This is a genomic window from Sphingopyxis sp. SE2, from assembly GCF_032227185.1.
GTDB lineage: Bacteria > Pseudomonadota > Alphaproteobacteria > Sphingomonadales > Sphingomonadaceae > Sphingopyxis.
The window spans coordinates 205,821-231,308 of sequence record NZ_JAPMXW010000002.1 but is presented as its reverse complement, the minus strand read 5'-3'; the positions used below and the strand labels follow the sequence as shown (position 1 = coordinate 231,308).

Annotated in this window: 30 protein-coding genes and 1 pseudogene; 18 read left to right on the top strand and 13 right to left on the bottom strand. The window is 59.9% G+C overall.

Annotated features, from left to right (window positions below; translation table 11 throughout):
- Positions 1–124 precede the first annotated feature (124 nt).
- Both OVY29_RS21775 and OVY29_RS21770 read left to right on the top strand, forming a co-directional pair.
- Complete coding sequence (locus tag OVY29_RS21775; RefSeq protein WP_004213007.1) at positions 125–754, top strand: recombinase family protein; 630 nt, start codon at positions 125–127, stop codon at positions 752–754.
- The gene (locus OVY29_RS21770; protein ID WP_004213004.1) at positions 751–1,308 is read left to right on the top strand and encodes a hypothetical protein; all 558 of its coding nucleotides are present in this window, start codon (positions 751–753) and stop codon (positions 1,306–1,308) included. Before OVY29_RS21775 ends, OVY29_RS21770 begins: the two co-directional genes overlap by 4 nt.
- Before the next feature lie 214 nt (positions 1,309–1,522).
- On the opposite strand, the gene OVY29_RS21765 is transcribed toward OVY29_RS21770, so the two are convergent.
- A complete protein-coding gene (locus tag OVY29_RS21765; protein WP_037517694.1) occupies positions 1,523–2,356 on the bottom strand; it encodes an IS5 family transposase in 834 nt (277 codons plus the stop codon).
- 695 nt (positions 2,357–3,051) lie between these two features.
- On the opposite strand from OVY29_RS21765, the gene OVY29_RS21760 reads away from it, so the two are divergent.
- A complete protein-coding gene (locus OVY29_RS21760; RefSeq protein ID WP_200878449.1) occupies positions 3,052–3,192 on the top strand; it encodes a hypothetical protein in 141 nt (46 codons plus the stop codon).
- Positions 3,193–3,811: 619 nt separating this feature from the next.
- Here OVY29_RS21760 and OVY29_RS21755 read toward each other — a convergent pair.
- The 4 genes from OVY29_RS21755 to OVY29_RS21740 form a co-directional block, all read right to left on the bottom strand.
- Positions 3,812–4,093 (bottom strand): cation transporter, encoded by a 282-nt coding sequence (locus OVY29_RS21755; protein WP_037515615.1) that lies wholly within the window; start codon positions 4,091–4,093, stop codon positions 3,812–3,814.
- Between the two features lie 13 nt (positions 4,094–4,106).
- A complete protein-coding gene (locus OVY29_RS21750) occupies positions 4,107–4,514 on the bottom strand; it encodes a mercuric transporter MerT family protein (RefSeq protein ID WP_162835121.1) in 408 nt (135 codons plus the stop codon).
- Positions 4,515–4,580: 66 nt separating this feature from the next.
- Positions 4,581–6,014, bottom strand: a complete 1,434-nt coding sequence (merA, locus tag OVY29_RS21745) for a mercury(II) reductase (protein WP_313912231.1) — start codon at positions 6,012–6,014, stop codon at positions 4,581–4,583.
- Positions 6,015–6,112: 98 nt separating this feature from the next.
- Positions 6,113–6,463, bottom strand: coding sequence for a cation transporter (locus OVY29_RS21740; RefSeq protein WP_313912230.1), 351 nt, complete (start codon positions 6,461–6,463; stop codon positions 6,113–6,115).
- Between the two features lie 121 nt (positions 6,464–6,584).
- Here OVY29_RS21740 and OVY29_RS21735 point away from each other — a divergent pair, with 121 nt between their 5' ends.
- Both OVY29_RS21735 and ribA read left to right on the top strand, forming a co-directional pair.
- Positions 6,585–7,025, top strand: a complete 441-nt coding sequence (locus OVY29_RS21735) for a helix-turn-helix domain-containing protein (protein WP_313912229.1) — start codon at positions 6,585–6,587, stop codon at positions 7,023–7,025.
- Positions 7,026–7,235: 210 nt separating this feature from the next.
- Entirely contained in the window at positions 7,236–7,919 is a 684-nt protein-coding gene (ribA, locus tag OVY29_RS21730) for a GTP cyclohydrolase II (RefSeq protein ID WP_313912228.1), read from the top strand.
- A 171-nt stretch (positions 7,920–8,090) separates the two neighbouring features.
- Here the strand turns inward: ribA and OVY29_RS21725 are convergent, their stop codons facing one another.
- The 7 genes from OVY29_RS21725 to OVY29_RS21695 all read right to left on the bottom strand — a co-directional run bounded on the left by OVY29_RS21725 (position 8,091) and on the right by OVY29_RS21695 (position 12,434).
- A complete protein-coding gene (locus OVY29_RS21725; protein ID WP_313912227.1) occupies positions 8,091–8,786 on the bottom strand; it encodes an alkylmercury lyase family protein in 696 nt (231 codons plus the stop codon).
- Positions 8,787–8,858: 72 nt separating this feature from the next.
- The gene (locus OVY29_RS21720) at positions 8,859–9,578 is read right to left on the bottom strand and encodes a hypothetical protein (RefSeq protein ID WP_313912226.1); all 720 of its coding nucleotides are present in this window, start codon (positions 9,576–9,578) and stop codon (positions 8,859–8,861) included.
- A gap of 192 nt (positions 9,579–9,770) precedes the next feature.
- Positions 9,771–10,070 (bottom strand): cation transporter, encoded by a 300-nt coding sequence (locus tag OVY29_RS21715; RefSeq protein WP_313912225.1) that lies wholly within the window; start codon positions 10,068–10,070, stop codon positions 9,771–9,773.
- Positions 10,071–10,110: 40 nt separating this feature from the next.
- On the bottom strand, positions 10,111–10,425 hold the full coding sequence (locus OVY29_RS21710) for a mercuric transporter MerT family protein (protein WP_235212034.1): 315 nt from the start codon (positions 10,423–10,425) through the stop codon (positions 10,111–10,113).
- A 355-nt stretch (positions 10,426–10,780) separates the two neighbouring features.
- Complete coding sequence (locus tag OVY29_RS21705; RefSeq protein ID WP_037515620.1) at positions 10,781–11,422, bottom strand: NrsF family protein; 642 nt, start codon at positions 11,420–11,422, stop codon at positions 10,781–10,783.
- A 2-nt stretch (positions 11,423–11,424) separates the two neighbouring features.
- Entirely contained in the window at positions 11,425–11,976 is a 552-nt protein-coding gene (locus OVY29_RS21700; RefSeq protein ID WP_037515622.1) for a sigma-70 family RNA polymerase sigma factor, read from the bottom strand.
- Positions 11,977–12,134: 158 nt separating this feature from the next.
- Positions 12,135–12,434, bottom strand: a complete 300-nt coding sequence (locus tag OVY29_RS21695; RefSeq protein ID WP_037515623.1) for a heavy-metal-associated domain-containing protein — start codon at positions 12,432–12,434, stop codon at positions 12,135–12,137.
- Positions 12,435–12,883: 449 nt separating this feature from the next.
- Between OVY29_RS21695 and OVY29_RS21690 the strand changes: the two genes are divergently transcribed.
- The 13 genes and pseudogenes from OVY29_RS21690 to OVY29_RS21630 all read left to right on the top strand — a co-directional run bounded on the left by OVY29_RS21690 (position 12,884) and on the right by OVY29_RS21630 (position 24,036).
- Positions 12,884–13,204 (top strand): hypothetical protein, encoded by a 321-nt coding sequence (locus OVY29_RS21690; RefSeq protein WP_037513775.1) that lies wholly within the window; start codon positions 12,884–12,886, stop codon positions 13,202–13,204.
- On the top strand, positions 13,197–13,811 hold the full coding sequence (locus tag OVY29_RS21685) for a hypothetical protein (RefSeq protein WP_052187397.1): 615 nt from the start codon (positions 13,197–13,199) through the stop codon (positions 13,809–13,811). Before OVY29_RS21690 ends, OVY29_RS21685 begins: the two co-directional genes overlap by 8 nt.
- Positions 13,812–13,818: 7 nt before the next feature.
- Complete coding sequence (merC, locus tag OVY29_RS21680; protein ID WP_037513778.1) at positions 13,819–14,250, top strand: organomercurial transporter MerC; 432 nt, start codon at positions 13,819–13,821, stop codon at positions 14,248–14,250.
- Between the two features lie 119 nt (positions 14,251–14,369).
- Positions 14,370–15,733 (top strand): IS3 family transposase gene (locus OVY29_RS21675; RefSeq protein WP_409581491.1). Its coding sequence is split into 2 segments (ribosomal slippage): positions 14,370–14,717 and positions 14,720–15,733, totalling 1,362 coding nucleotides; the frame shifts between segments, so codons are not numbered across the junction.
- 105 nt (positions 15,734–15,838) lie between these two features.
- Complete coding sequence (locus OVY29_RS21670) at positions 15,839–17,197, top strand: dihydrolipoyl dehydrogenase family protein (RefSeq protein WP_037515898.1); 1,359 nt, start codon at positions 15,839–15,841, stop codon at positions 17,195–17,197.
- Positions 17,198–17,254: 57 nt separating this feature from the next.
- Entirely contained in the window at positions 17,255–17,941 is a 687-nt protein-coding gene (locus tag OVY29_RS21665; protein ID WP_052187596.1) for an FAD-dependent oxidoreductase, read from the top strand.
- 32 nt (positions 17,942–17,973) lie between these two features.
- Complete coding sequence (locus tag OVY29_RS21660; protein ID WP_037515904.1) at positions 17,974–19,347, top strand: IS1182 family transposase; 1,374 nt, start codon at positions 17,974–17,976, stop codon at positions 19,345–19,347.
- A gap of 6 nt (positions 19,348–19,353) precedes the next feature.
- Entirely contained in the window at positions 19,354–20,214 is an 861-nt protein-coding gene (locus tag OVY29_RS21655; RefSeq protein ID WP_081940595.1) for an FAD-dependent oxidoreductase, read from the top strand.
- 44 nt (positions 20,215–20,258) lie between these two features.
- Entirely contained in the window at positions 20,259–20,486 is a 228-nt protein-coding gene (locus OVY29_RS21650; RefSeq protein WP_037515906.1) for a hypothetical protein, read from the top strand.
- A 6-nt stretch (positions 20,487–20,492) separates the two neighbouring features.
- Positions 20,493–21,304: pseudogene (locus OVY29_RS21645) on the top strand (SDR family NAD(P)-dependent oxidoreductase).
- A 36-nt stretch (positions 21,305–21,340) separates the two neighbouring features.
- Entirely contained in the window at positions 21,341–22,621 is a 1,281-nt protein-coding gene (locus OVY29_RS21640; RefSeq protein ID WP_235212042.1) for a family 1 glycosylhydrolase, read from the top strand.
- A 240-nt stretch (positions 22,622–22,861) separates the two neighbouring features.
- Entirely contained in the window at positions 22,862–23,203 is a 342-nt protein-coding gene (gene fdxA / locus OVY29_RS21635; RefSeq protein ID WP_313912224.1) for a ferredoxin FdxA, read from the top strand.
- Between the two features lie 275 nt (positions 23,204–23,478).
- Positions 23,479–24,036, top strand: a complete 558-nt coding sequence (locus tag OVY29_RS21630; RefSeq protein WP_052187599.1) for a flavoprotein — start codon at positions 23,479–23,481, stop codon at positions 24,034–24,036.
- 44 nt (positions 24,037–24,080) lie between these two features.
- On the opposite strand, the gene OVY29_RS21625 is transcribed toward OVY29_RS21630, so the two are convergent.
- Positions 24,081–25,367 carry a hypothetical protein gene (locus OVY29_RS21625; RefSeq protein WP_037515909.1) on the bottom strand — a complete coding sequence of 429 codons (1,287 nt, stop codon included), beginning with the start codon at positions 25,365–25,367 and terminating at the stop codon, positions 24,081–24,083.
- Between the last annotated feature and the right edge of the window lie 121 nt (positions 25,368–25,488).

Sequence of the window (25,488 nt, the reverse complement as noted above, 5' to 3'; positions counted from 1 at the left end):
CGGGCGCTGAGGATATGGCGTCTCGGCATGCACGGCTTGTCCCCATTGAACAGAAGTCTGTTTTGGACAACACTGACCCCACGCAAATCAAGGCTTTTCGAGGCCTAATTCCAGAAGGGTTCAATTGGGACAGCGCGCCGCCATCTACGCCAGGGTTTCGACAGCCGACCAGTCGTGCGAACGGCAGCTCCGCGACCTGGCCGGCTTTGCCGAGCGTGGCGGCTATGAAGTGGTCGAGGTCTTCCGCGAAACCGCGTCGGGCATGAAGGCCAACCGTTCGGCGCGGGCTGAGGTGATGAAGCTGGCGCAGGCACGCCATATCGATGCGATCCTCGTTACCGAACTCAGTCGCTGGGGGCGTTCGACCCAGGACCTGCTCGATACACTCAACCGGCTGTCGGGCTGGCGCGTGTCGGTGGTCGCGATGAGCGGCATGACGTTCGAGGTCGATACGCCGCATGGGCGGATGATGGCGACGATGCTCGCAGGTATAGCCCAGTTCGAGCGCGACATGCTGAGCGAGCGGGTCCGCTCTGGCCTTGCTGCAGCGCGGGCACGTGGCCGCAAACTCGGCCGGCAACTGGGGGAGCGACCCAAGTCGGACCGCCTCGCGCCCAAAGTGTTGGCGCATATCGCTGAGGGGCGGAGCTATCGCTGGATCGCTCGCGACCTGGGACTCAGCAAGAACACGGTCGCCGGGATCGTGGCTCGCGCACGGGGTAACGTGAGCCCTGATGTCACGGTGACGACATGACCGGGGCGTCTGGACGGCTGCGTCCCGATCCCCGGCGCAAGGCGCGGTTTCGCGAAATCGCCCGAGGCATTGTCGCCAAGGATCGCTACAATCGGAAGTACGGGATCGCCGTCGACACTGCTGGCGCCATCGCGCAGGCGCTAGAGCGCGCGTACCGCGATGGAGTCCGGGACGACCCGGCCGCAGCCGTTCAAGCGCCCGAACAGGATGATGCCGGCCCGCTGGAATGGGCGTTGATCCCACCACGACCGCGAGATGCCTTCTGGAGTATCTGCCTATACACCCTGGGCCGCGATACCGATCTCCCACGTGACGGCCATCTCGCTCCGGCTATTACCGAACGCGGAACGCCCGGATGGACACTCGTGGCAGGAGGGTACACCCCTGACAGGGTGATCAGCGATAGGAGCATTGGCCCGCTTGTCCGCCTCGGCCTTATCGCGCTCGCAGTCGATTTACCGGTTCGCATGATCGTAACCGCACAGGGGAAGGAAACATGGGCTCTCTTCTGCCAGCGCGGTGGGATGTACCCTGAGGATCTCACTGACATTTGATCGACATCTGGAGGAACCGTGAAGGGCATCAAGCGCCCCGGACGTGACATTGATGATCTTGTGCAGCATGCTACATCTTCGTCAGTTTTGAGTGCCGAAGGTGCCGCCGTGAGAATATTGTCTGCCTGCTTATTCGTCAGCCTGATGGTCTCCCCTGCATCAGCCGCCTCCCTTTCTCCATCGGCAACGCCTGAGTGCCTGACTCAGAAGTTTCTCAAGCGTAGCAATACCTTGCAGTTCTGCGGGTGAGCATGCGGATGGAGGCTATCGTTATCCATGCCGTGGAGGATTCGATGGTAGTTTCCCAATCCTTGGCGAGGCGGCGGCATCGGCCAAGCCATGCGAAGGTGCGTTCGACGACCCACCGCCGCGGGAGAACCTGGAAGCCCTTCGCCTTGTCCGAACGCTTTATGATCTCGATCGTCCAAGCCCCTGATCCGGCAAGGGCAGTACGGAGCTTGTTGCCGGCATAGCCCCCATCGGCAAAAACATGCCGCAGCCACGGGAAGCGTTTCCGCACGGCCTTTAGGACATCGACGGCACCGTCGCGGTCCTGGATGTCGGCGGTGTGGACGAGGATAAAGATGAGAAAGCCGCAGGTGTCGGTCAGGATATGCCGCTTGCGGCCCTTGATCTTCTTGCCCGCGTCATACCCGCAAGGGCCGCCGCTTTCGGTGGTTTTAACTGACTGGCTGTCGATCACACCGGCGCTCGGCGAGGCTTCGCGCCCTTCGATCTCGCGCAGGTTCAACACCAGCATCGTGTTCATGGCTTCGAGCAAACCGGTGTTGCGCCAAGCGTAGAAATAGCGCTGCACAGTCGAGACCGGCGGAAAGCATTTGGGCAGAAGCCGCCAAGCGCAGCCGCTGGCTGCTATGTAAAGCAAGGCATTCACTACTTCGCGCATATCTGTCGTCCGACGACGACCTCCGCGCTTGGCTGGCGGGATGAACGGTGCCGCCAATTCCCACTCCCGGTCCGTCATATCGCTGGAATAGCGCAATCCTTTCCGGCTATGCTCCTGCCGGGCAATACCAGTCCATGTCATTGATCACTCCATCTCTCGCAGGACGGACTGAATCACAACATACTGGTATTGCTCAACAACTTTTGGGGCAGGCTCTGAGATAATAAGCGGCGTTCAGTCTTGCCTCGCGGCGGTCCAAAGCGATGGTGTGGATGTTGAAAAACTCAAGCAGGATGGGTGGAGCGCGGTGTCAGCCTCTGACGGCGGAAAGCCGGTGGCGGTCCCTGTCCCGATGTTCTCTAAGGGTAGCCTCCTTCTTATCCACCAAGCCACTGCTTCGACGCCGATCTGCGCCATCATGACGAATGTTCCGGATGTTCCTGCTATTAGCGGGATCGCCGACGAGCTGGACAGCGCTCTAAACACAGACCGCAAAATCGAGAACGGTAAGGCGATACCCGCGTACTGGTTTCCCAAAGGTCACGTCGTACAGCTAGCGACGACTGGGAGCGAGAAAGCCCCCGGTGTCCGCATTGTGGTGGGATACCGTAAGTAGCCCGCCTCATGATGCTGCCGTCAGTCACTATGGCTGCCGGCGCGCGATACCACATATAATCTTGATGCCAGCTACCCATCATTCGAGCTATTTCGCTTAGGGTGTCATTTCGCCCTCAGCCGGAACCGACCCCAACAACGCCGACCCGCGTCTCGCGCCCGCCCAGGCGATCGTCGACGCCGCCATAAAGACGGCCCAGGACCGGGGAGAGAGCGCCCGCATGGTCAACACGATCGGCGATTCGACACGCCAGCTCGTCGCCGACCGCATCAAGATGGGCGGTGCCCTGGATGCGGACATCGGCCGAGTTCCCGATCGGGGACGGACGACCCCACCTCAACAGAAAGAGCGGGGCCGCTGAGGCACCTGCCGTTCGTGACCATTAAGGAGTTCGGGAAGAGGCTTCGCGGTGAATTCGTGCCCATGCAGGTTCGTCGGCATCGGGGCGTTGGCGGACCGTCGTGAACGTGACCGGCCCATCGTACCAGAGGACATCGCGGATATGTCGCAGGCCAAGCGTAGCGTTGGCCCAGACCCGCGCACGCGGGCGGTCCTTTGGGGACTTTTGGACGATCAGGAGCCTCTCGCGGGGCAGCCAAGAGAGGGTGAAGTAGGTGACAAAGCGCCCGTCCTCGCGTTCTTCCATTCGGCATGCTGTGACCTCCCCGCCCATCGGGCGCTCGTTCGTCATTTGACGCTCGCGAACGTCGTTAGTCATGATGGCTGACATAGAGCCTTCTCACGTCTCGGCTTCCTAGCTTCGCCACGCGGAGAACCGAGCCTTTCCCTACACTTACGCTGCCGAATGGACGCGACCTTAGGCGCACCCGCGTGTGCGGGGCAAGAATCCGAGTTGCCTGTTCCCAATCTGTTCCGATTCGGGTTATGAGAACGGACGAGAAGGGAACCGCATGTTGCTGACGCTGCATTGCATGAAGTTCTGCGGCGGGAAAGACAAGCTGGAGACCTCTAGATTTTCCTCAGAGCTTCGGGCGGGAAGGATATCCAGCGTTGGTCGTAGCGCTGATAAGGGCTGCTACGGTCGTAGCTTTGTCGTCAAAAACGACCGTCGCGCTTCTGGCCTTTGCCGAGACGTCGACGCGCTTCACGCCGGGCACGTTGCTGAGGCTCTTCTTCACCGTGGGGACGCAGGTCACACAAGACAAATTATCGACGGCCAGCGTGACGCTTCGATCGGCCGCCAAGGCGGGAGTGGCGGAAAGAGCAACAGCCGACAGGAAGCAGATGTTGATGATCTTCATAGGAGTTTCCTCGTTATTCGATGAATTGGACAGCGGCGTACGGGAATGCGACGGCTGCAATTACTAGAAACGTTGTCACCCACAGCGAGACCTTCAGAACTCGTGTCGAGGAAGGGCTCCCGCAGTAGGTTCCATTGTCGCACTTCCTCGCTGGCGAGCGGTAAACCCGCACAAAGCCATAGATGAGAGCGGGGGCAGCGAGCGCAACGAAGATCGGCTGGTACGGAGCAAGTGCGGTGAGGTTGCCAATCCAGGCGCCGCTGATCCCCAACGTAAACAGGGCCAACGGCACCACGCAGCAGGAGGCTGCGGCGACGGCGCCTAGCGCCCCTCCAGCAATCGCGAGCCAAGTGCGGCCGCTTGGCACACCATTGGTGCCGCCCTCAGATTCGGCCGTCTCGATGATCATCTTCTGAACCATTCACCCACTCAAACAAGGACGATACCACCTGGAGCAACTCCAGATCCAAGAGCTATTTTCCGTCAATCAACCCGCGCAGCAGGAGAGTTTGCTGACATCCTTGTCGAAGGTCTGAGCAGCCAGCTTCAGCCCCTCGACGGTTGTAAGGTACGGGAAGATCGTTTCCGCCAGGTCGTCGATCGTGAGGCCGCACCGGATGGCCATGGCCGCAGTCTGGATACTATCGGCGCCCTCCGGCGCGAGAATGTGGGCCCCCAACAGCTTTCTGCTCTGTCCATCGGCAACGAGCTTGATCAGCCCTCTTGTATCCCTTGCCGCGAGAGCGCGTGGAACATGGTCTAGCGTGACGATGGACGTCCGGACCTGCATGCCAGCGGCCCTCGCCTGAGCTTCGGTGAGGCCGACGCTGCCGACCTGAGGATCGGAGAAAACCACCGCCGGCATGGCTCGGTTGTCGTAGACTAAGCTGTCGCTGTTGAGCGCGTTCTTGGCGGCGAGCTTCGCGCCATAAGCCGCCATGTATACGAACTGGTCGCGCCCGGTGACATCGCCGGCGGCATAGAAGCCTGGCCGGGTAGTTCGAAGGCGATCATCGACTTTGATGCTACCGCCGGGGTTCGTCTCGATCCCCAATGCCTCCAGCCCAAGACCCTCCACGTTGGGCGTGCGGCCGGTGGTGATCAGCACCTGCTCCGCGCGTAGGGTGACATCGCGACCGGCTTGCTCGACATCGAGCTCGATGCTGCTGCCGACCTGACGAATGGCGCGGTAGGACACACCGCCAACGGTCTTGATTGCCTCGTCGGCGAAGTAGCCTTGCAGTGCAATGCCAATCTCAGGCTCAGCCTCAGGGAGAAGACGCGAGCGGAAGATGATCGTGACCTCGACGCCGGCCCGTGCGAGCGTCTGCGCCAGCTCTACTCCGATATAGCCGCCGCCCAGCACGAGCAGAGATTTCGGGAGCCGTTCTAGTTCGAGCACCGTCGTGCTGGTAAGGTATGGCACCTCTGTCATGCCCGGAATGGCAGGAACAGCCGGACGTGTCCCGGTGGCGATAATCACCTTGCCTGCCGAGACGAGACGGCCATCGACCTCCACGCCTTCAGGTGCGAGCTTCGCCCGACCTTCGATGTAGGCGACGTTGTTGTACGAGGGCAGAAGATTCGCGTACTTGGCCTCACGCAGGGATGTCACCAGAACGTCCTTCTGACGAACGAGGGCCTCCCAGTCGACCACGGCTCCTGATGCCTCAACACCCGCAAACTTCGAGCTCGCTACGTTCGCGTGATGAACGGCTTCCGTCGCTCGGATCATCGCTTTGGAAGGAACGCACCCGACATTGACGCAAGTGCCGCCGATAGTCCCATGACCAATCAGCGCCACCTGAGCGCCCTGCTCAGCTGCGGTAATGGCAGCCGAGAAGCCGGCGGACCCGTTTCCTACGACCGCCAGATCGTAGCGAGATGTTTGTTCTGAGTTCGAGGCGCAGCAGTCGCTCACTGGTAATTCCTTCTCTACGGGTAGCGGCCGCAACCGCAATGAATGTTCTAGTCCGACAAGTCATGTCAGATGCACACCGCCTTAGAACCGCTCGGTGCCTAGCTCTGGACCACTTCCGTGGGATAGCCAGCGTTCGTGGCAGCCGCAGCCAGTGCAGCAGGAGTGACCTTTTTTGGATCGTAAACGACCCGGGCGCTAGCCGATGCACCAAAACCCTCTGTGACCGAAACGGCAGAGACGCCAGGGACTGCACTAAGGGCCTGCGTCACTACCGGTGCGCAAGTGATGCATCCAACGTTGACCACGCTCAGTGTAGCTACCCGCTGCCCGGCTGAGGCATGCGTCGCTTGCGAAGGCACCGATCCTGCAGTCGGCGGTCCTCCAGATAAGGCGGCAGCTGCCGCTGCCAACAAAGTCGCAGAGGCACCGAAATAAATCAATTTTTTCATATCTCACCTCCAAGCGCGAGGCGGAGACCGCACGCTAGGCGCTACGTTCATCCGCTTGCATTGTTAGTTGCACTTCCCCCATATAGGATCTGTAGGAGCTACAGAAACAAGGCCTAAACGCATGGTAGACAAAAAAATTCTCTGCGATCTGGCGCCGCGCTTCACGATAGGTGTTTTGGCCAGACAAACCGGCTGCAATATCGAGACGATCCGCTACTATGAAAAGGCCGGCATGCTGCCCCTTCCGGCTCGCTCGGACGGTGGGCACCGCCTCTATGGTAGCGGACACCTCAAGCGGCTTTCCTTCGTTATGACGGCACGTGCGCTCGGTTTCACACTGTCCGAGGTAAGAGCCTTGCTTCAGCTTGTTGACGAGCGTGACCGTCCATGTGCCGAGGTCCGGGATCTAGCGGCAACGCATCTGGCTAACGTGCAGACCAAGATAGCTGATCTCCGGGGGATGGAGACAGTTCTCTCGGAAATGGTGAGCACATGCGACACGGACAAGTCACCCGACTGCCCGCTTATTGATCGCATGTTCAAGGAAAAAAGAACGTCTTAGGGGGCGCGGGATCGCTCGTCCTCTAGGCTCCAGACAGCGGATCACGAACAAGGGTCGTGGAACTCGCCATTTACAAAAAAAAGAGCTGGCATCTGTAGCTCCTAAAGGACGCATGCCGTGCCTTCATGGGTGCGAGAGCAGCCTAGCGAGGCGGTAGCTGTGAAGAATCTCAGTTCGCATTGTCGCCTCAATCACTGGAGGTAATTTGACATGAAACCGGGCGCCAGATTCTGCCCCTCACCTGACGATGAGCTTACTTCACAAAGCACCTTTGTAGAGCGCGCTCAGATCCCGACGCCCTTCGGCTTGTTTGAGATGCTCCTTTTTCGGGAGCGCGGCACCGACATCGAACACGTCGCTATGGTCAGAGGTATCGTGGCGGACGCCGAGAAGGTCCTCGTTCGGGTACACTCCGAATGCATCACAGGTGACCTGTTTGGATCGCTGCGCTGCGATTGCGGAGATCAACTCCGGCTTTCCCTCCAAAAGATCCAGGCAGAGGGACGCGGCGTTGTTGTCTACCTCCGACAAGAGGGCCGTGGCATCGGCTTGGCAAATAAGCTCAAAGCCTACAATCTTCAGGACCATGCGGGTCTGGATACCGTCGCGGCGAACATCGCCTTGGGATTTCGGCCCGACGAAAGGGGCTTTCGTCCGGGCGCTGAGATCCTCCGGCAGTTGGAGGTTCGATCAGTTAGATTGATGACGAATAATCCAGGCAAAGTCGAAGCTTTGGAGAAGTGCGGGATCCGAGTCGTTGAACGGGTGCCAGTGTTCGCCGAAGCAAGGCGAGAGAATGCGTTTTACCTACGCACGAAGGCGGAGCAGATGGGACACGATCTGCCAAACAGCTCCCAGGCGCTCGACGGCGATCATGAGGAGACGAAACTCTGATCTGCTTGCCAGGCCGGCCTTAGAGACGTGGCAACAGGACTCTACTTCACCAAGGCCCAAAGTGATTTACGGGCTGCGCCCTGGCTCCGAACTATGCTTCCGATGTTGCAGAGGGCGAATTTGATTGCCCGCCAACTCTCGACTATTAGGAAGGGCTGCGCCCCGAGCGCTTCAGAAACTTTCGCTTAGCAGACCGCTGAAAACCTTTCGACCAAGATCCAAGGCTTCCGCTTGCGATAACACGCTACCTTCGACCTCCGGTCGCGCTCGCTGGAAGGCCTCGGCTGTCTCCGCAGAGCTGAAAAAGTTGACGACGACGCAGCAGGTCTGCGCAATCGAGCCGTCTGCGCCGTTCGATCCGGCAAACACCACCGTGCTTGACGGTGTCCACACCGCCTCCCCCTCCCGAACATCGATGCGGATCGAGCTGCCGTTAATTGGATCCTCAGACTCGATCGTCGCGTCTCTGGCCAGCATATAAGGAATTCCGAGCGCATCGACAGCGCACATCGCATAAACGGCATTGCCGCCGGAGATCCTTACCCGATGTCGGGTGGGCTTGGCAGAGAAAGGATACGCGCTCTTGATCGCCCCCGTCGCCGTGTCTCGGGTAATTAGATCGCGGGCTTCCAAGGTTTCGAGCGCAGCCCCAGCGCTCAGCCCCAGCTTGGCGGCTTCGATACCCAAATCCCCTACCGTCGGAGCAAGACCGCTCTCGGCAAACCGCCGAAGGATCGCGCGGTGGAATCTCACAATTGGTGAAGGCAGGTCCAACTGGGCATGCGACAAATGATCTGCCGCTACTCCGAGCTGGCCAATACTGCGGCTAGTCACGTTCGCACTGGAGTTCTGGTGAAGCCTGTCCATGTCGAAGTTTCCTCGCAGGTAGTTGTTGTGCCTGTGGGTCGGGAAAATCAGCTCCGCAACCGTCCCAAGCCTTCATTTCTCGCCGGCTAAAGGCCGATGCCCTTTTGCGATCGCCTCATGGAAGGCAGTCAGACCGCCCGCGTCGAGATGCTCTCGCGCGACCTTCAGGAGTTGCTCGTTGCGCTGCTTCTGGTCGATTGGTCCTTTTCCGGCTGCGCCGAATACTCCCGGACTTTGGATGAATTGGCCTTTGAACACCTTGGCAAAGCCGCTTTCAAGCGCTCGGGCCTGCTCATCCGACAAGGCGGTCCGAGCTTGGATCCTACGCACCAAGCGTGCGCCGATGATGTCCGCTTCCTCGCTGCTGAGACTGTCCGCGTCAGCGCCTCGGTACCAGCCATCGGCTGAAAGGAAACGGGTGAGTTCCTCCTCCCGAGCGGTGCCCTTTAACTCCTTCGCGACCTTCTTCTCGAAGATCTCCAGAAGAAGCGCCTGCACGACCTTGCCTCGAGATTGACGGGTGGAGCGCTCCCGTCCAACAACGGCCAGCACCGTTCCCTTCCGATTGACCCAGGCTTGCGAGATGTTCGGGTCGCGCTCTAGCTCCAGAAGAATGGGCTTCGCCACGCCGCCACATGCAATTTCAGGAGCTGCCGGGCATTGCCACGGCACTTGGAACAAGCTCACGCTTTCTTTATTCGTGCGCGACCTGCCCTCTTGAGCATAGCCTGGTGAAGCCGAAAGGAAACCGAGCGCCACGAGGGCGAACGCAACCAGCGAGTTTCTCATCATAGTACTGCCCTTTTCATTCGCTCAGGTTCAGGATTGTCTCCGCCATCCGCACGGGACGGGGGGACGAACAAAGCCTGAAGCAAGATCGGAAGCTGGGCTGCATCCGGAGTGCGCGGGCCCACAATCAGCACGATAGGCACCGGGAACCCGCGCGGAACGGAGGAGCTCAGCCTTCCGATGTCGTTGCCCTCGTTATCTGACGCCCTTCACAACGGCCGGGTAACCGGCCTCGGACGCAGCAGCAGCCAGTGCAGCCGGGGCGACCTTTGCATCGTCGAAGCTAACCGTCGCCGTGGCTATCCCGGCTTTCTCCACCACCGCCACCTTGGTAACGCCCGAAACGCGGGAGAGAGTTCGTTTGACGATCGGAACGCAGGTTACGCAGCTGACATTCTTGATCTGCAGAGTAGCCGTACGTGGTGCGGCAAGCGCGCCACTAGTGACGCCCATGACAGCAGCAGCAGTCAAAACGGTGCGAATTACAGTTTTCATGGTGTTGGTCCTCCTGAGGTAAGTGAGTGAAGCTAATCTGTTAAAGATAAGGCGCAACGTAAGGGAATGCGGCTGCAGCGATCACGAGCAGCGTTGCCGCCCAAAGTGCGGCCTTTGTCATTCCGGTTGAGCGGGGCTCGGAGCATGCGCTCCCATCGGCGCAGTTTGCCGGGCTCCGGTATACACGCCAGAAAGCGAACGCGAGGATTACGACGGCCGCACCCATGAAAAAGGGTTCGTAAGGTGCGAGCGCAGTCAGGTTGCCCATCCATGCGCCTCCGACCCCAAGCGTCAGAAGCGCCAGGGGCAGGACGCAACAGGACGCCGCACCGAGAGCGGCAACAAGCCCCCCCACGGCCAGCAGCTTCTGCCCTCCAACTTTGCGGCTCCTGATATCAAGCTGCGGGCGAAGCAAGCTCGCCTGTTCAAACTCAGACACTAAATTAATCTCCTGTCCTCGAAAACGGTCGCTGACCGGGCCCGCCCGCAAGCGCGAGGGACAAACGCCGGTGGCTCTTACTCATAATTCGCTGCGAACCGGACAAAGGTTACAGCGATGACAAAAAAAGCATCGGTAAAGCCACTGCGGCTGAACCCGCTTGAAGTCACGGCGCTCCCCCTCTTCGCTGCTCTACGGGGACTCATGTGAGATCTGGCAAATTATGCAAACGGAGGCGGAGAGACGTCTGCTGCTCACCAGCCCTAGGCAATCACCAGCGGAGGAGGCGCGGCCCAAGCAAAGCGCCTAAGACGGCGCAGATCGCTATAGCGCTGGTGTACCAACATGCCACGAACGCGAGTGATGCATCTCGGCAGGAGAGAGCATAGGCACTGGCGCTTACACCACCTGCCAAGAATCCAGCCACGGCACCCGCACGTTTCAGATGTGTCGGCGCTGCCTTCCGTAGCGCCCAGATCATCAGGGCGAATGGCACTGTCGCGATAGCGGGTATCAGCAACAAACACTCCGGCCAGGCACGGCCGATAGTGGCTCCGTTCCGCCAAGCATCTGGAACGGACATCAAGTTTGGAGCAGCAAGAAGAGCGATCACAACGAAAGGAACAAAGACCAAGGCTACCCCCATCCGATTTGCTTGACCTGGGCGCGCCAATTTGAGGAGGGCAGAGAAAGTGATCAGAACAATACTGCCGGTGAAAACCAGCTTCAACACGAGCAAACCGAGGTCATCGGAGTGGTCGAGATCCAGCGACACACCGTAAGCCAAGCAGACTGTCGCAACAGCGAGGAGGGTTCCGATGCCGAGGGCAGCTAGCATGACATGTGGAACGATCCGTCGATCGACCGGTCTTAGCTCAGAGCTAAGCTTTTCTATCAGTTCGCTCGTCTGCATTTCTAACTTTCCAGCTTCAGGGCAGCCGCCATAGCCTTTAACCCGCGATGTATTCTGACCTTCATAGCGGCCTCCGAAATCCCGTGCCCTTGAGCGCTTTCGGCGATGCTCAGGCCATCGAGCTTTACTTCTTTCATCGCCCGCCGGCTATGTACGGGAAGGATGGCAAGCAACCGCTCAGCATCAACCCTGCTCTCAAGAGCCCCGAGATAGTCCTCGGTGGCCATTTCTCCAGCCGTCTCGAGCGGCAGAGCGGCCATGGCCGCTCTGCTCCGCCTTAAATGGTCCAAGAGCTTATATCGAGCGATGCCGTAGGCCCACGGCGTAAACCTCTGCGCAGGATCATAAGTGTGGCGATGTTTGTGGATGGCGATCAGAACCTCCTGCAGGATGTCTTCCGCCTCACTTCCATTGTGACCCAGGCAGGTCAGCTGCCCTGCGACATAGCCCCAAAGCGGACGCCGGAGGCTCTGAAGCAGCCTCTTGAAAGCGCCTCCATCGCCTTCTTGTGCCGCTATCATGAGGGATCTCAACTCATTCTCGATACGTCTCATGAGCTTTTATCGACTGCTGCGGAGATGCTCGTAGCGCATCGCAAGATCTCGGGACTTCGGATGGCACGGTCGACGCACGCGCGGAGAACAACGGGTCCGAGCCCACAGGCAGCCAGGGCGAGCGTGAAGTTCGGCTCAAGCCCGCCCGGTCGCATCGGCTAGTCCGCCTTCGGCGCGGACTGCAGTCGGGCCGGGTAGCCTACCTTTGCAGAGGCAGCCTGGAGCGCCTCGGGCGACGTCTTTACATCGTCGTAGGTCACGACGATCGTCTTAGTTTCACGTGATGCATCGACCTTGCTCACCCCAGGCACGAGGCCCAAGGCAGTTTCCACGCTGTTCTCACAGGAGGCGGAGCCGATCTTTTCACTCGTGAACGTCACCGTCCGTTCGGCTGCAAACGCAGAGCCGGCGGCGACAAGCAATGAGGCCGCACTAAGGAGCCGTACAACAAGGCGCATTTTCAATCCTTCAGCTATGAAAGTTCCGATTTTGGATGGGGTCGAGCGGTTCGCCGAGACAGCTTACGGCGCGACAACATCCGAGAAGCCATGGGAGCTAGAGGAGTGGCGCTGCATCCTCGCCTGCCCCACCAATTCGAATCACCTCTGACGGGCGACTACCGCCTGTAGCCGCTACAGATGCAAGGCTTTTCTTCCCATGCGGCGCGACGGCCAATAACGCGCCTAGAAAGAATTAAGAACAGGCGTTCTTCGATTGGGATAGGACATCGAACCTCACTTCTTAATCGCTCATTAGTACTCTCGCCTTCTTCTGAGAAGCGAGCCTGAATAATCAAGAACAGAAAGGCACGAAAAAAACCTGGAGCTATATCAGGTCCATTTGTTAGCCGTCGGAACCCACCGGACGTCCACTCGGTTATTCGGGTAACTGATGAGGGACCGCCCCCGTGGATGCGCAACGAAATGAGGTCGATCCCTCGGACAACACGGACTTCAGCGCCAAGCCCCCCATGGGGTTCACCATCCTACTGTTGAGCGCGTTCCACGTCCTCTGTTGCGGATTGCCGCTGCTGCTGCTGTCCGGCGTCTCCCTCGCCACCCTGTTTCCCTCTTGGCCCGTGATCGGCGGGATTTTGGCGGTCTTGGGTGTAGTTGCCTTCGTTTGGTACCTGAGAAAGGGCTGCGCCACCCGCCCCGGTAACTCGACGCGCTGCCCGGCCCGTGATCACGACTTTTCAGCACCCCACCAGGAGAAGCCTAATGTCTGATATCGCCGATGTTATCGACCGTGCAGAGATCAACGAGCCGCTTGGGCGAACCGCGTTCAGCGATTTCCCGGAGCGGCTGTACACTCAGGCCAACCAGGGCAACGGCTCCCTTAGCGCAAGTGAGTTCGTCTCTGTCGTGATGGGGTTTCTGCGCGAGTACGTGTGCATCGGCCAGTGCAACCTTCACATCGCGGCTGCGAAAGATCCTGATCTGAAGGAGGCGATCCGCATCTACATGGATGACGTTTGCTTCCCGAACCTCCACGAGATGAAGAAGATTCTGGAGGATGGCGGCTACATGTTGCCGGCACCGTTGGATGAAGCGACGCTCCCGGACCAGGTGCCTGCGGTCGAGACGAATGCGACTACGGACCGGATGATATCAATTGCCCACTGGTTTGACACTCATGGGTTCATGGTGCTCTGGAACACCTTTGCGGCGATGAGTCAGAACACCGAGGTTCGCGCAGCCTTCGTCCGTGCGTGGCATCGGGCGGAACGGTGGCACGTCGCCTACCATCAGATTGCCGTAAACAAGGGGCACATGATGCCCATGCCGAACATGGACGCGAAAGGCATGATGCGAACCGTGATGATGGGCGGCTAACGTGCTGATCGGCGAAGGAACAGACGGGGCGACGTCCCAACACACTCTCACGCGCACCGCTGATAAGGCAGGTTTCTTAGGTGCTGTCATAGCAGCAATGGGCTGCGCCGCGTGTTTCCCGGCCTTGGGGAGCCTAGGTGCCGCGATTGGACTCGGCTTCCTCGTCCAGTACGAGGGCATGCTCATTCGTTACCTGCTTCCGTTGTTCGCCATGATTGCTCTTCTGGCAAATGTCTTTGCCGGCTTCCGGCATCGGCATTGGGGGAGAATGGCACTTGGCGTGACCGGACCGGTGCTTGTGTTAGCGGCCGCCCTGTTGATGGTGAGCTTTGGGTGGCCAACAGAGTGGCTGCTCTATCCAGGCCTAGCACTGATGTTCGTCGTGGCGATCTGGGATTTGCTCGCTCCTCCCAGCAAGTGGCGACGTGCTTCCGCCTGATCCCCCCAGACAAGCGACCCACTGGTACAATGCCTGTCCGCCGTCAGCACCAATGGCACAGATTTGAGGTTGTGATTTAAGGAGGATCTGGGCTTCGTCGTAGTGACGAAGGAACGAAGATGAAGCCCAGATCCTCCAATGTAAAATCGCCCGCCAAGGCCTCCGCAGAGCGGGTAGTGAAGGACATCCGGCGGCAGACCCGGCGCCACTTTTCGGCCGAGGACAAGATCCGCATCGTGTTGGATGGCCTGCGCGGGGAAGACAGCATCGCCGAGCTGTGCCGCAAGGAAGGTATCGCGCAGAGCCTTTATTACACCTGGTCGAAGGAGTTCATGGAAGCTGGCAAGCGCCGCCTGGCCGGCGACACCGCCCGTGCCGCGACCACCGGCGAGGTCCAGGACCTGCGCCGCGAAGCCCGGGCATTGAAGGAATGCGTGGCCGACCTCACCCTGGAAAACCGCCTACTTAAAAAAAGCATGATCGCGGATGGGGGCGACGACGAATGAGGTACCCTGCATCGGAGAAGCTCGAGATCATCCGGATCGTCGAGCAGTCGCACCTGCCCGCCAAGCACACGCTGGACCAGCTCGGCATCGCCCGCCGGACGTTCTACCGCTGGTATGATCGCTTCCTCGAAGGCGGTCCGGAGGCGCTGGAAGATCGACCATCGGCGCCGAGCAGGGTGTGGAACCGTATCCCGCCTGACATCCATGACCAGATCATCGAACTGGCGCTGGATTACAGCGAGCTGTCACCGCGCGAACTGGCGGTGCGCTTCACCGACGAGAAGCGCTACTTCGTGTCCGAAGCCACGGTTTACCGGCTGTTGAAGGCCCATGACCTGATCACCAGCCCTGCCTATGTCGTGATCAAGGCGGCCGATCAGTTCCACACCAAGACCACGCGGGTGAACGAGATGTGGCAGACCGACTTCACCTACTTCAAGATCATCGGTTGGGGCTGGATGTATCTGTCGACCGTGCTCGACGACTTCTCGCGCTACATCATCGCCTGGAAGCTGTGTACCAACATGCGGGCCGAGGACGTCACCGACACGCTGGACATGGCGCTCGCGGCGTCAGGCTGCGACAGCGCCACCGTGCAGCACAAGCCCAGGCTGCTTAGCGACAATGGTCCCAGCTACATCGCCGGCGAGCTGGCCGAATATATCGAAGCTCAAAACATGAGCCATGTCCGCGGCGCTCCGATGCATCCGCAAACGCAGGGCAAGATCGAACGCTGGCACCAGACCCTCAAAAACCGCATCCTGCTGGAAAACTACTTCCTGCCCGGCGATCTCGAGGCTCGGATCGAGGCGTTCGTCGAGCACTACAACAACCAGCGCTACCATGAGAGCCTGAACAACGTGACACCCGCCGACGCCTACTTCGGCAGGGCTTCGGCAATCATCAAACAGCGCGAAAGGATCAAGCGACAGACCATCGAATATCGGCGCTTGCAACACCGCAAGCTCGCCGCCTAACATTAACCCCAGGACGAGGCCCGCACTCCGCTAATTTACGCCGCGAGTTGTGCCAAATGTTCTGACGACGGACACAATGCCGTCCAACGAGAAGAAGGTGGTGACATGGCGCAATCGTACGACCTTATCGTCATCGGCAGCGGGACAGCTGCCATGGTCGCCGCCAATCGCATGGCAGCCGCGGGAAAGAAGGTGGCTGTTGTAGATTATCGTCCGTTCGGAGGGACGTGCGCACTTAGGGGGTGCGACCCGAAGAAGATGCTGATCACCGGCGCACAGGTGATGGACGACATTCGGCGGATGCGAGGTCGCGGTGTCGCCACCGACGGCGCTCACATCGAGTGGCGAGATCTGATGGAGTTCAAGCGAACCTTCACTGGACCTGTGCCGGGCAAGCAGGAGAAGAACTACGCTGAAAAGGGCGTCTACACGTTCCATGAGCACGCCCGCTTCGCAGGCCCAAACACGGTGGAGCTTGAAAGAAGCGGACCAATCGAGGCAAGGAACATCCTTATAGCGACCGGGGCTCGACCGGTGCCGCTTGGCTTCCCCGGCGAAGAGCATCTCATGGACAATGAAGGCTTCTTGGAGCTTGATGAGCTACCCCGCCGAATTGTCATGGTGGGCGGGGGATATATAGCCTCCGAATTCTCCAACATCGCCGCTCGCGCCGGGTCAAAGGTAACGGTGCTGCAGCGCGGCGAGCGTATCCTCCCACAGTTTGACGGGGATCTCGTTGGGTGGCTTATGGAAAGCTTCGAGGCTGCAGGGATCGAAGTCCGACTTGGTCATTCAGTCGAGGCCGTTGAGAAGACGAGCGACGGGTACACGATTCGTGTTCGCACGAAGGACGGACAAAGCGCCACCGTCGATGCCGATTTGGTGGTCCATGCCGCTGGACGGATTTCGGACCTAGAATCGCTTGGGCTGGAAGCTGCCGAGGTGGAGCGGGACGAACGTGGCCGCCTGAAGCTAAACGAGCATCTTCAGAGCGTCTCCAACCCGGCAGTCTATGCGGCTGGCGATGCGGCAGGAACAGGCCCGCCGCTGACACCGGTCTCGAGCCACGACGCAAAGGTCGTCGTCGGCAATCTGCTCAACGGCAACAAGCATTGCCCCGACTATCGCGCCATTCCCAGTGTAGCGTTCACGCTCCCTCCGATCGCGTCGGTCGGCCTCGGCGAGGACGAAGCTCGCGCGAAGGGGTTGAAGTTCACCATGAAGTCCGAGCGGGCCTCCACCTGGTACACCGCCAGGCGAGTCGCCGAGAGCGTCTACGGCTACAAAGTCATGGTTGAGGAGGAGACGAACCTCATCATCGGTGCTCATTTGGTCGGTCCGCACGTGGACGAGGTCATCAACCTGTTCGGCTTGGCTATGCGGCATGGGATCACGGCGGACCAGATCAAGAGCACTATGTTCGCCTACCCGACAGGCGCGTCCGACGTGGGATACATGCTGTGACGTTGAGGGTAACCTGCGCTCCCTTCAATATTGCGCAAGTCGCACTCGGAGGCCCTTGTGTCTCGCTATGACCTCGTTGCGATAGGAACCGGAACCGCCGCGAAGAAGGTGGCACTCACGTGCCGCCGCGCCGGCTGGAGCGTCGCTGTGATTGACGACAAGCCCTTCGGAGGCACCTGCCCGCTGCGCGGCTGCGATCCGAAAAAAGCAATGTGGAGCGTCGCGGAGGCATGTGATCGAGCGCGCCGGCTCGAAAGACCGGGGATCGACGGTGCTAAGCAGCTCTCGCTCAACTGGGGGCGCATGATGAGCTTCAAGCACCAGTTCACCGACCCGGTACCCGAGAAACGGGAGAGGATCTTCCGTGAGGCTGGGATCGATTGCTTCCATGGCCACGCCCGCTTTTTAGGTCCGAATTCGATAGGCGTGGGCGACACTCGCCTGGACGCGGACCACATCCTAATCGCCGTGGGCGCAGAGTCGGCTCCGCTCGACATACCGGGCGCAGAGCACCTGATTTCGAGCGATGCGTACCTTGAGATGGACAGCCTGCCGAGCTCGATGTTGCTCGTCGGCGGCGGCTATATCGGCTTTGAGTTTGCGCATACGGCGGTGCGGGTTGGCGCCAAGCCGGTGATCCTCGAGGCTTTCGAGCCGCTCGCTTCGTTCGACCGCGACATGGTCGAGCGCCTGGTGGCCGATGCTGTTGAAAAAGTCCCTCTTGCAGTGATGGCGCAGTCCTGATTCAGAATCTCCAAGATCGGGAGATTTTTCAGATGATGGGTGAGCGGACGGTGATGCAGGAGGCGCTGTTTTACAGCTTCAGCCTCGAGGATCATGTACCGGCAGATCACCTGTTGCGATCGATCGACCGGTTCGTGGACCTGGGCGATATCCGGGAACACCTTCGGCCTTATTATAGCGAGACGGGTCGACCATCGATCGATCCGGAGCTGATGATCCGGATGCTGATCATCGGCTATTGCATGGGGATCCGTTCGGAGCGTCGGCTGTGCGAAGAGGTGCACCTGAACCTCGCCTATCGCTGGTTCTGCCGGTTGGGGCTCGATGGTGCGGTGCCCGATCACTCGACCTTCTCGAAGAACCGGCATGGCCGCTTCCGCGACAGCGATTTGCTCCGCAAGCTGTTCGAGATGACGGTATCGCGTTGCATGGCCGAAGGTCTAGTCGGCGGCGAAGGCTTTGCGGTCGATGCGAGCCTGATCCGGGCAGAGGCCAACCGCCAGACCTTCCACAGTGGTGAAGAGGGCTTGCCCGCGGAGCTGTCGACGCGCGCGGTCGATGAGTATCTGGCGGTGCTCGACGATGCGGCGTTCGGTGCTGCGAGCCAGGCGGTTCCGCCCCGTATATCGCCATCGGATCCCGCGTCGCGCTACACCTCGGCGCACGGCGGCCGCGCCGAGTTCTGCTATGCGACCAACTATCTGATCGACGTCGACCATGCGGTGATCGTCGATGTCGAGGCGAGCACCGCGTTGCGCCAGGCCGAGGTCACCGCGGCCAAGCGGATGATCGCGCGCGTGCATGACGACCTCGGGCTCTGGCCGCGCAAGCTGATCGGCGACACCGGCTATGGCTCGGCCGACATGCTCGCCTGGCTTGTGAACGAACGCGATATCGAGCCGCATATCCCGGTGTTCGACCACTCCTCCCGATCAGATGGTATCTTCGAGCGAGCGGCCTTCGTGTTCGACCATGATCGCGATCAGTATGACTGTCCGGGAGGCAAGCCACTGAGGCGTGCCCGTCGCAGCGATGCGGTGAAGCGGGACAGCCCTCCTGCCGATGGCTTTTATCGCTACCGAGCCAGCAAGCTCGACTGTGATGCCTGCGCGCTCAAACCGCGATGCTGTCCGGGCGCTGAGGCACGAAAGATCATGCGATCCGTGCACGAAGGCGCCCGCGACCTTGCCCGGGTGATCGCCCAAGAAGACGAATGGATCACCTCACGGCGCGAACGCAAGAAGGTCGAGATGCTCTTCGCGCACCTCAAACGCATCCTCCGGCTCGACCGGCTGCGCTTACGCGGCCCCAATGGCGCCCGCGACGAGTTCCACCTCGCAGCAGCAGCCCAAAACCTCCGCAAAATGGCCAAGATCATCCCCATGCCGCCGCCAGCAATGGCCTGAAGAAGAGTGCCGCCGCTCGCCGGCACCGTCCGCTTCTGTCAAATGCAGACTTTATCAACAGCATCGGCCAAATCCCGGCGGTTGGGCATCGAAGTCCATACGCGGACGAAGGTGGTTGGCATTGAACGGGCTGGGGAGCGCCGGCTCCTTGTGCATGCCGAGACCGAGAATGGCGGCAGTCGCAGCTTTGAATGCGAGATTGCCGTTCAAGCCGCCGGCCGTATACCGGCTCTTGCCGGGCTGGATCTCGAGACCGGAAACGTGGCGACTGAGGGCACTCGCTTCCGGTTGACGCCCCACCTCCAAAGTACAAGCAACCCCTCCGTCTACGCAGCTGGCGACGCGGCAAATCGTGGCCCGGCGCTGACCCCTGTGGCCTCGCACGATGCGGAGATCGTGGCGGCGAACCTCCTTGGATCTGGGCCTCCGAGCCATGTTCCTGACTATACCGGCGTGCCAAGCGTTGCGTTCACGATTCCGCCGATCACGTCGGTAGGGCTAACGGAGGACCAAGCGCGGGCCAAAGGGCTAGCTTTCCGGGTGAACCACCAAGACATCGCAGACTGGCAGGTTAGTCGGCATCTCCAGGAGGACACGGCTGCCTACAAGGTTCTCATCGAGAATAGCAGCAAACGCATACTCGGGGCACACCTGATCGGTCCGGACACCGAGCACCTCATCAACATGTTTGCTTTGGCAATCCGCCTGGGGCTCACCGCCACCGAGATGGACCGTTTTATGTCGGCCTTCCCCACAGCCGCCTCGAACATCTTCCACATGCTGGACACGAGCGAGGAATGCGGTCCGGCAACAGAACCAGCAACGACAAGGTCGGATCGTGAGCTCGCGCCGGCCACAGCCAAGTAAGCCCTCGGCAGGCAAAATAGATTTTTTGAGAGAGGAGAAGTTGAATGGCTACGAACTCAGGCGAGACCGGAACCCGCGACACCACCTACAACCTGATCAGCGTCACTTATCACTGCCTCCAGGGCGCTGAAACCTGCAATCAGTATCTCGAGGATGCACGGCGCGAAGGAAACCAGGAGCTGACGAGCTTCTTCGAGGAGACGCAGCGCATGCAGCGGGAATGTGCCGATCGCGCAAAGCAGCTCCTGAAAACGCACTTCGCGAGGAGCTAAGAGGAGATGACCTTTGCTGATTATGGCCCCCTCGCTCAGCCGGGGGAATACCCCTCGGCAGGCTCAACACGCCTCAGGGACAAGGTGGCCATAGTCACTGGTTCGACGTCAGGCATTGGCCAAGCGACGGCCGAGCTTTTCTTCCGTGAGGGCGCAAAGGTGCTCTTCACAGGAAGAGGCGAGAAGGAGGGCAAGGCGATCATCGCGGCGCTCCACGACGGAACCTCACCCGACGTCGGCGGAGAGGCCGGCTTCGTCGCCGCCGATGTGTCGAGGTCCGCTGAGGTCCGGAAGGTCGTGCAGGCGGCCGTGGACCGCTGGGGGCGGATTGACACCCTCGTCAACAATGCCGCCATGATGACGTTCGATCCGATCGCCGATCTCGAGGAGGACGATTGGGACAAGGTGCTCGAGGTGAACCTTAAGGGGCCGTTCCTCTTCACGAAGTTTGCGCTGCCGCACATGAGCGAGCACGGCGCGATCGTGAACGTGCGTCGGTGCATGCGGCGGCTACCACTCCGAACGTCGTGCCATACGCCTCCTCCAAAGGAGCCTTGGAGGCATTCACGCGGGGGCTGTCGGTCGAGTTACGAGATCGAGGCATTCGCGTGAACGCCGTGCGGCTCGGTGCAGTCGACACGCCGATGCTTTGGGAGAACCCGAATGTCAAGTCGGGGAAGGAGAAGATCGACCCGGCTGACGTCGGCAAGCCCGAACACATTGCTGAAGCGATCCTCTACCTCTGTAGCGATGCCGCGGGCTTCACGAACGGCGCAGTCCTGAACGTTGATGGTGGACGCCTGGCGAGGCTCGGCTGAGCTCCATTTCTCTAAATTTGACGTAAAGGCGCGCTGATGACCGCACTGCTTATGAATGGTTCAGCCCGCTGGCCTACTCCTAAAAGCAGTGCCGCGTCGACGCGGCATCAGTTCATGTTTGCGACGGGAATCGAGAACAGCTACCCCGTTATCACCGGTGCGGACGGCAGGACTCAACGTGTCGATGAGATGGCGAAGACCGGCCATTATGAGCGCTGGCGGGAGGATTTCGCGCTGGTTGCCGAGCTTGGGATCGAATATCTCCGCTACGGCCCCCCATACCACCTGACGCATCTCGGTCCCGGCAAGTACGACTGGGCCTTCCCTGACGAGACCTTCGCGGAGCTGAAGCGCCTCAACATCACTCCCATCGTCGATTTGTGCCACTTCGGAGTGCCCGACTGGATCGGCGATTTCCAAAATCCCGATTTTCCGGAGCTCTTTGCCAGCTATGCCGGCGCCTTTGCGGAGCGCTTTCCGTGGGTGCGGCTCTACACGCCGGTGAACGAGATCTTCATCGCTGCCAACTTCTCGGCACAGCTTGGATGGTGGAATGAGCGGCTGACGTCGGATCGCGCCTTCGTCACGGCCCTGAAGCACCTTGCGCGAGCCAACCTCCTTGCGGAGGAGGCAATCCTCGCCGCGCGCGGCCAGGCCGGAACGCTCTTCATCCAGAGCGAGTCCACCGAATATTTCCACTCCAGCGTACCCGAGGCGGCGGGTCGTGCCGATTTCCTGAATGAGAAGCGGTTCCTTTCGCTCGACCTCTGCTACGGCCATGATGTTCGCGCCTGCATGTATCAGTACCTGACGGACAACGGCATGAGCCGCCAAGAGTATGACTGGTTCATGGAGTGCGCGCCAAGGTACAAGCCCTTCTCCATCATGGGGAATGATTACTACCTGACGAACGAGCACATGGTCTCCCCCGGCGACGGTCCTGTCACCGCCTCAGGGGAGATCTTCGGCTACTACATCATCACCAAGCAATATTACGATCGATACCACCTGCCGGTAATGCACACCGAGACCAATCTCGCGGATGCCGAACGGGCGCCCGACTGGCTCGAAAAGGAGTGGCTGAACATGCTGCGGCTGAAGCAGGATGGCGTGCCGATCGTCGGGTTCACCTGGTACAGCCTCATCGATCAGGTCGATTGGGACACTGCTCTTCGCGAGGACAACGGCAACGTCAACGCCTTGGGGCTGTTCGATCTCGACCGCAAAATCAGGCCAGTCGGAGAAGCTTATCGTGAGCTCGTGAAGCGGTGGAGGGATATCCTGCCCGCCGAAAGTATCTGCCTGAGCGCAGGGTGATCCGAGTGGAGGGCTTCATAATGTTGGAAAACCAACAGATCATGACAAACTGTATGGGCTCTGGCTGGATGATGACCCTGATGGGCCTGTTCTGGCTTCTAGCCGTCGGCCTCATGGCCTTAACGGCAGCAGCTTTGCTCAAGTATCTGAGGGTGAAATGACACAGGCGAGCTATGTTCCTGTGGTGCGACAGCTCCACAAGCCCAAAGATTCGTCTCTCGCCCGCTCCCGGTGCCTCCGATGACCTATGTCGTGACCGAGAACTGCATCAGATGCCAGTACATGGACTGCGTCGAGGTGTGCCCGGTCGATTGCTTCTATGCCGGCGAGAACATGTTGGTGATCAATCCCGACGAGTGCATCGACTGCGGCGTGTGCGAACCGGAATGCCCCGCCGAAGCCATTCTCCCGGACACCGAACCGGGGCTGCAGAGATGGCTCGACTTGAACGCTACCTTCGCTCCCAAATGGCCTAACATCACTCGAAAAGGCGTTCCGCCTGCCGACGCAGACGAGCACAACGGAGAGCCAGACAAATACGAGAAGTATTTCTCGCCTGCGCCCGTACCGGGCGCAGGGTAGGTCGTGGACGCACGAATGGTAGCAGAGCATCGGGTCGGCACCATAGGAGCGCTCGCTATCGCCACTCTCCTCCTCGCGTACCTACGTTTCAGATCCCGGAGAGTGGAAGACGATCCTGCTTCATACCGCTCGATCAAGCGGCGCTCCCAACACAACCGGGTGCTGCATAAAAAAATCGCTCCACCTACGTCTGACCGAAATTCACCTGGCCGCAGGCTTGGAAATTGCCAAAACTGCAGTCTGGAACTCGCCGAGCTAAGAAGGAACGCCGCAGCATGATCGAGAAGCTCCTGCTTGGTTGCACAGGCTCTGTCGGCGTCTTGTTCATACCGTCCTTAATCATGAAGCTGCGCAAGGAATACCGTACACAGATTGAGGTCATGATGACCAAGAGCGCCCAGCGGTTCTTGACGCCTTACTCGCTCGAGATTCTGACCGGCATGCCGGTGGCTACCGACCTCTTCGACAGCTTCCAGCACAACCACATCAACTTCATCGAAGCTCATAAGGTTTTCCTGATTGCACCGGCCACGGCAAGCATGATCTCGAAGATCGCGAACGGGATTGCCGACGATCTCGTGTCCTTGTCGGCGTGTGTCACGGTCGGATCCACCGCAGAGCTGGTGATCGCTCCTTCTATGAACATCGCCATGTGGGAATGCACCTTCGTCCAGGAGAACGTCGCGAAGCTCAGAAAGGCGGGAGTTCACTTCGTTGGTCCATCGCGCGGCACTGAGATCGTGAACTTCAAGGAAGCGACGACAGCGATGGCCAGCGATGATGAGGTCGTCCAGAAGCTCCTGGAGCTATTCTCACCCGCTACTACCACGTAGCTGCTGACGCGCCCGCTTTTGCCACTTTCGGGAGCCCGACCACTTCAGTCAGGACATTGTTCCAGCATCGAGGTTCGGAGCACAGGCGCAAAACCACCGCCTTCTGTTCTGAAGTTGGTCGTCTGGCCTTTGTAGAGCCGGGCGGCTGTGAGTAGCACTTCACCCCGATAGGTGTAGAGACGCACGTCTATTTTACGGGGTTCGGCCGCGTTATCAATGGATACCATGCGCTCGCTTGGTGGAGCAAATCGTTGCGCAACATAGGTGCCTTCAACTATTTCCGCCCAAACCCGCTTCGTGAGCTTTGCCCCGCGATATGCCGCCTTGCTGCCATGGCCCCTGGCAGGTTTGAAAAAGAAATCTCGCCGAGCAGCCCACAGCTCGCTGGCATTCTTCGTGGTGACCGACATCGTCGACGGGATCACGTCGGTTAGGAACTGAATGTCGCACTCCGATAGGCCAAAGGCCCGAAGCTCCTCGGGATTGGAGAGCAGCGTGAGGTTCCGCTTATCGGCGAGCCGGGCGTGGACGTGGGGATTGGGTGTGAAAACAACCTCCCCGCGCTCAAACGCCTCGCGCAACGCTCGGTGACCGGACTCTGCAAACGAGAAATCGACAACACGATTGTATACCAGGTCGATAGGCACCCCGTCGCAGATCAGCTGACCCGCACGGTAGGTGAGATCCTCCGGATCAGCTATGACGACCTCGAACCCGTTACGCTCGAGCAGCCTCTTTGCGAGGACGAAATCCGGGTAGAGATACTGCTCGTCAGGCCGATCGTCGACGATCGCGATCCGGCTGGGTCGTCCGCTCTTACCCTGCAGGCGCCATTCCTGCTCGAACATGCCGACTACCGCCCGTTCGAAGTCATCCGGGAACCCAGGACGCGAGGACGGGCTGGTTCCGCAGCAGGCGCTCTGTGCCCTCGCTAAAACGGCGCTGAGAAAAGCGCCGCCAGCATTCGTGTTGATCTCGATAAGCTTCGGCCCATCGGCACCCACATGGAAATCATACCCCATGAAGGCACCCGCCGGGCCGTGATCGATTCGGGCGATCGCCGGTGCCCAGTCCAGCACCCGCTTGGTATATTCCGGGAGCTTTACGACTGCTTCGATGGTCCGGACAGCCCTCGCCATTTCAGCGAAGCTGTCATTGTGAATGAACACGGAAATGTTCGAAAAGAGGTGCGGACGACCTTCCCGGAGCAGTTCCAACAATGCAGGATCCTCAACCTCACGCACGAAGGCCGCCTCAAGGCGAGCCCGGTTCAATGTCGTGCAGAAGCAGCCTTGGTTGAGCTGGTCGGCAACATCATCGATCATGTTCATACGCCTATAATCCTTAGCCTGCTCGTCGGTGCCACCGCATCGCGGTTTCGAGCGTCGGCGGACGCGCCGGGCTAAAGTCATTAGCAATGACGCACCCTCCACCTCTGGGGAAGCGGCGTGC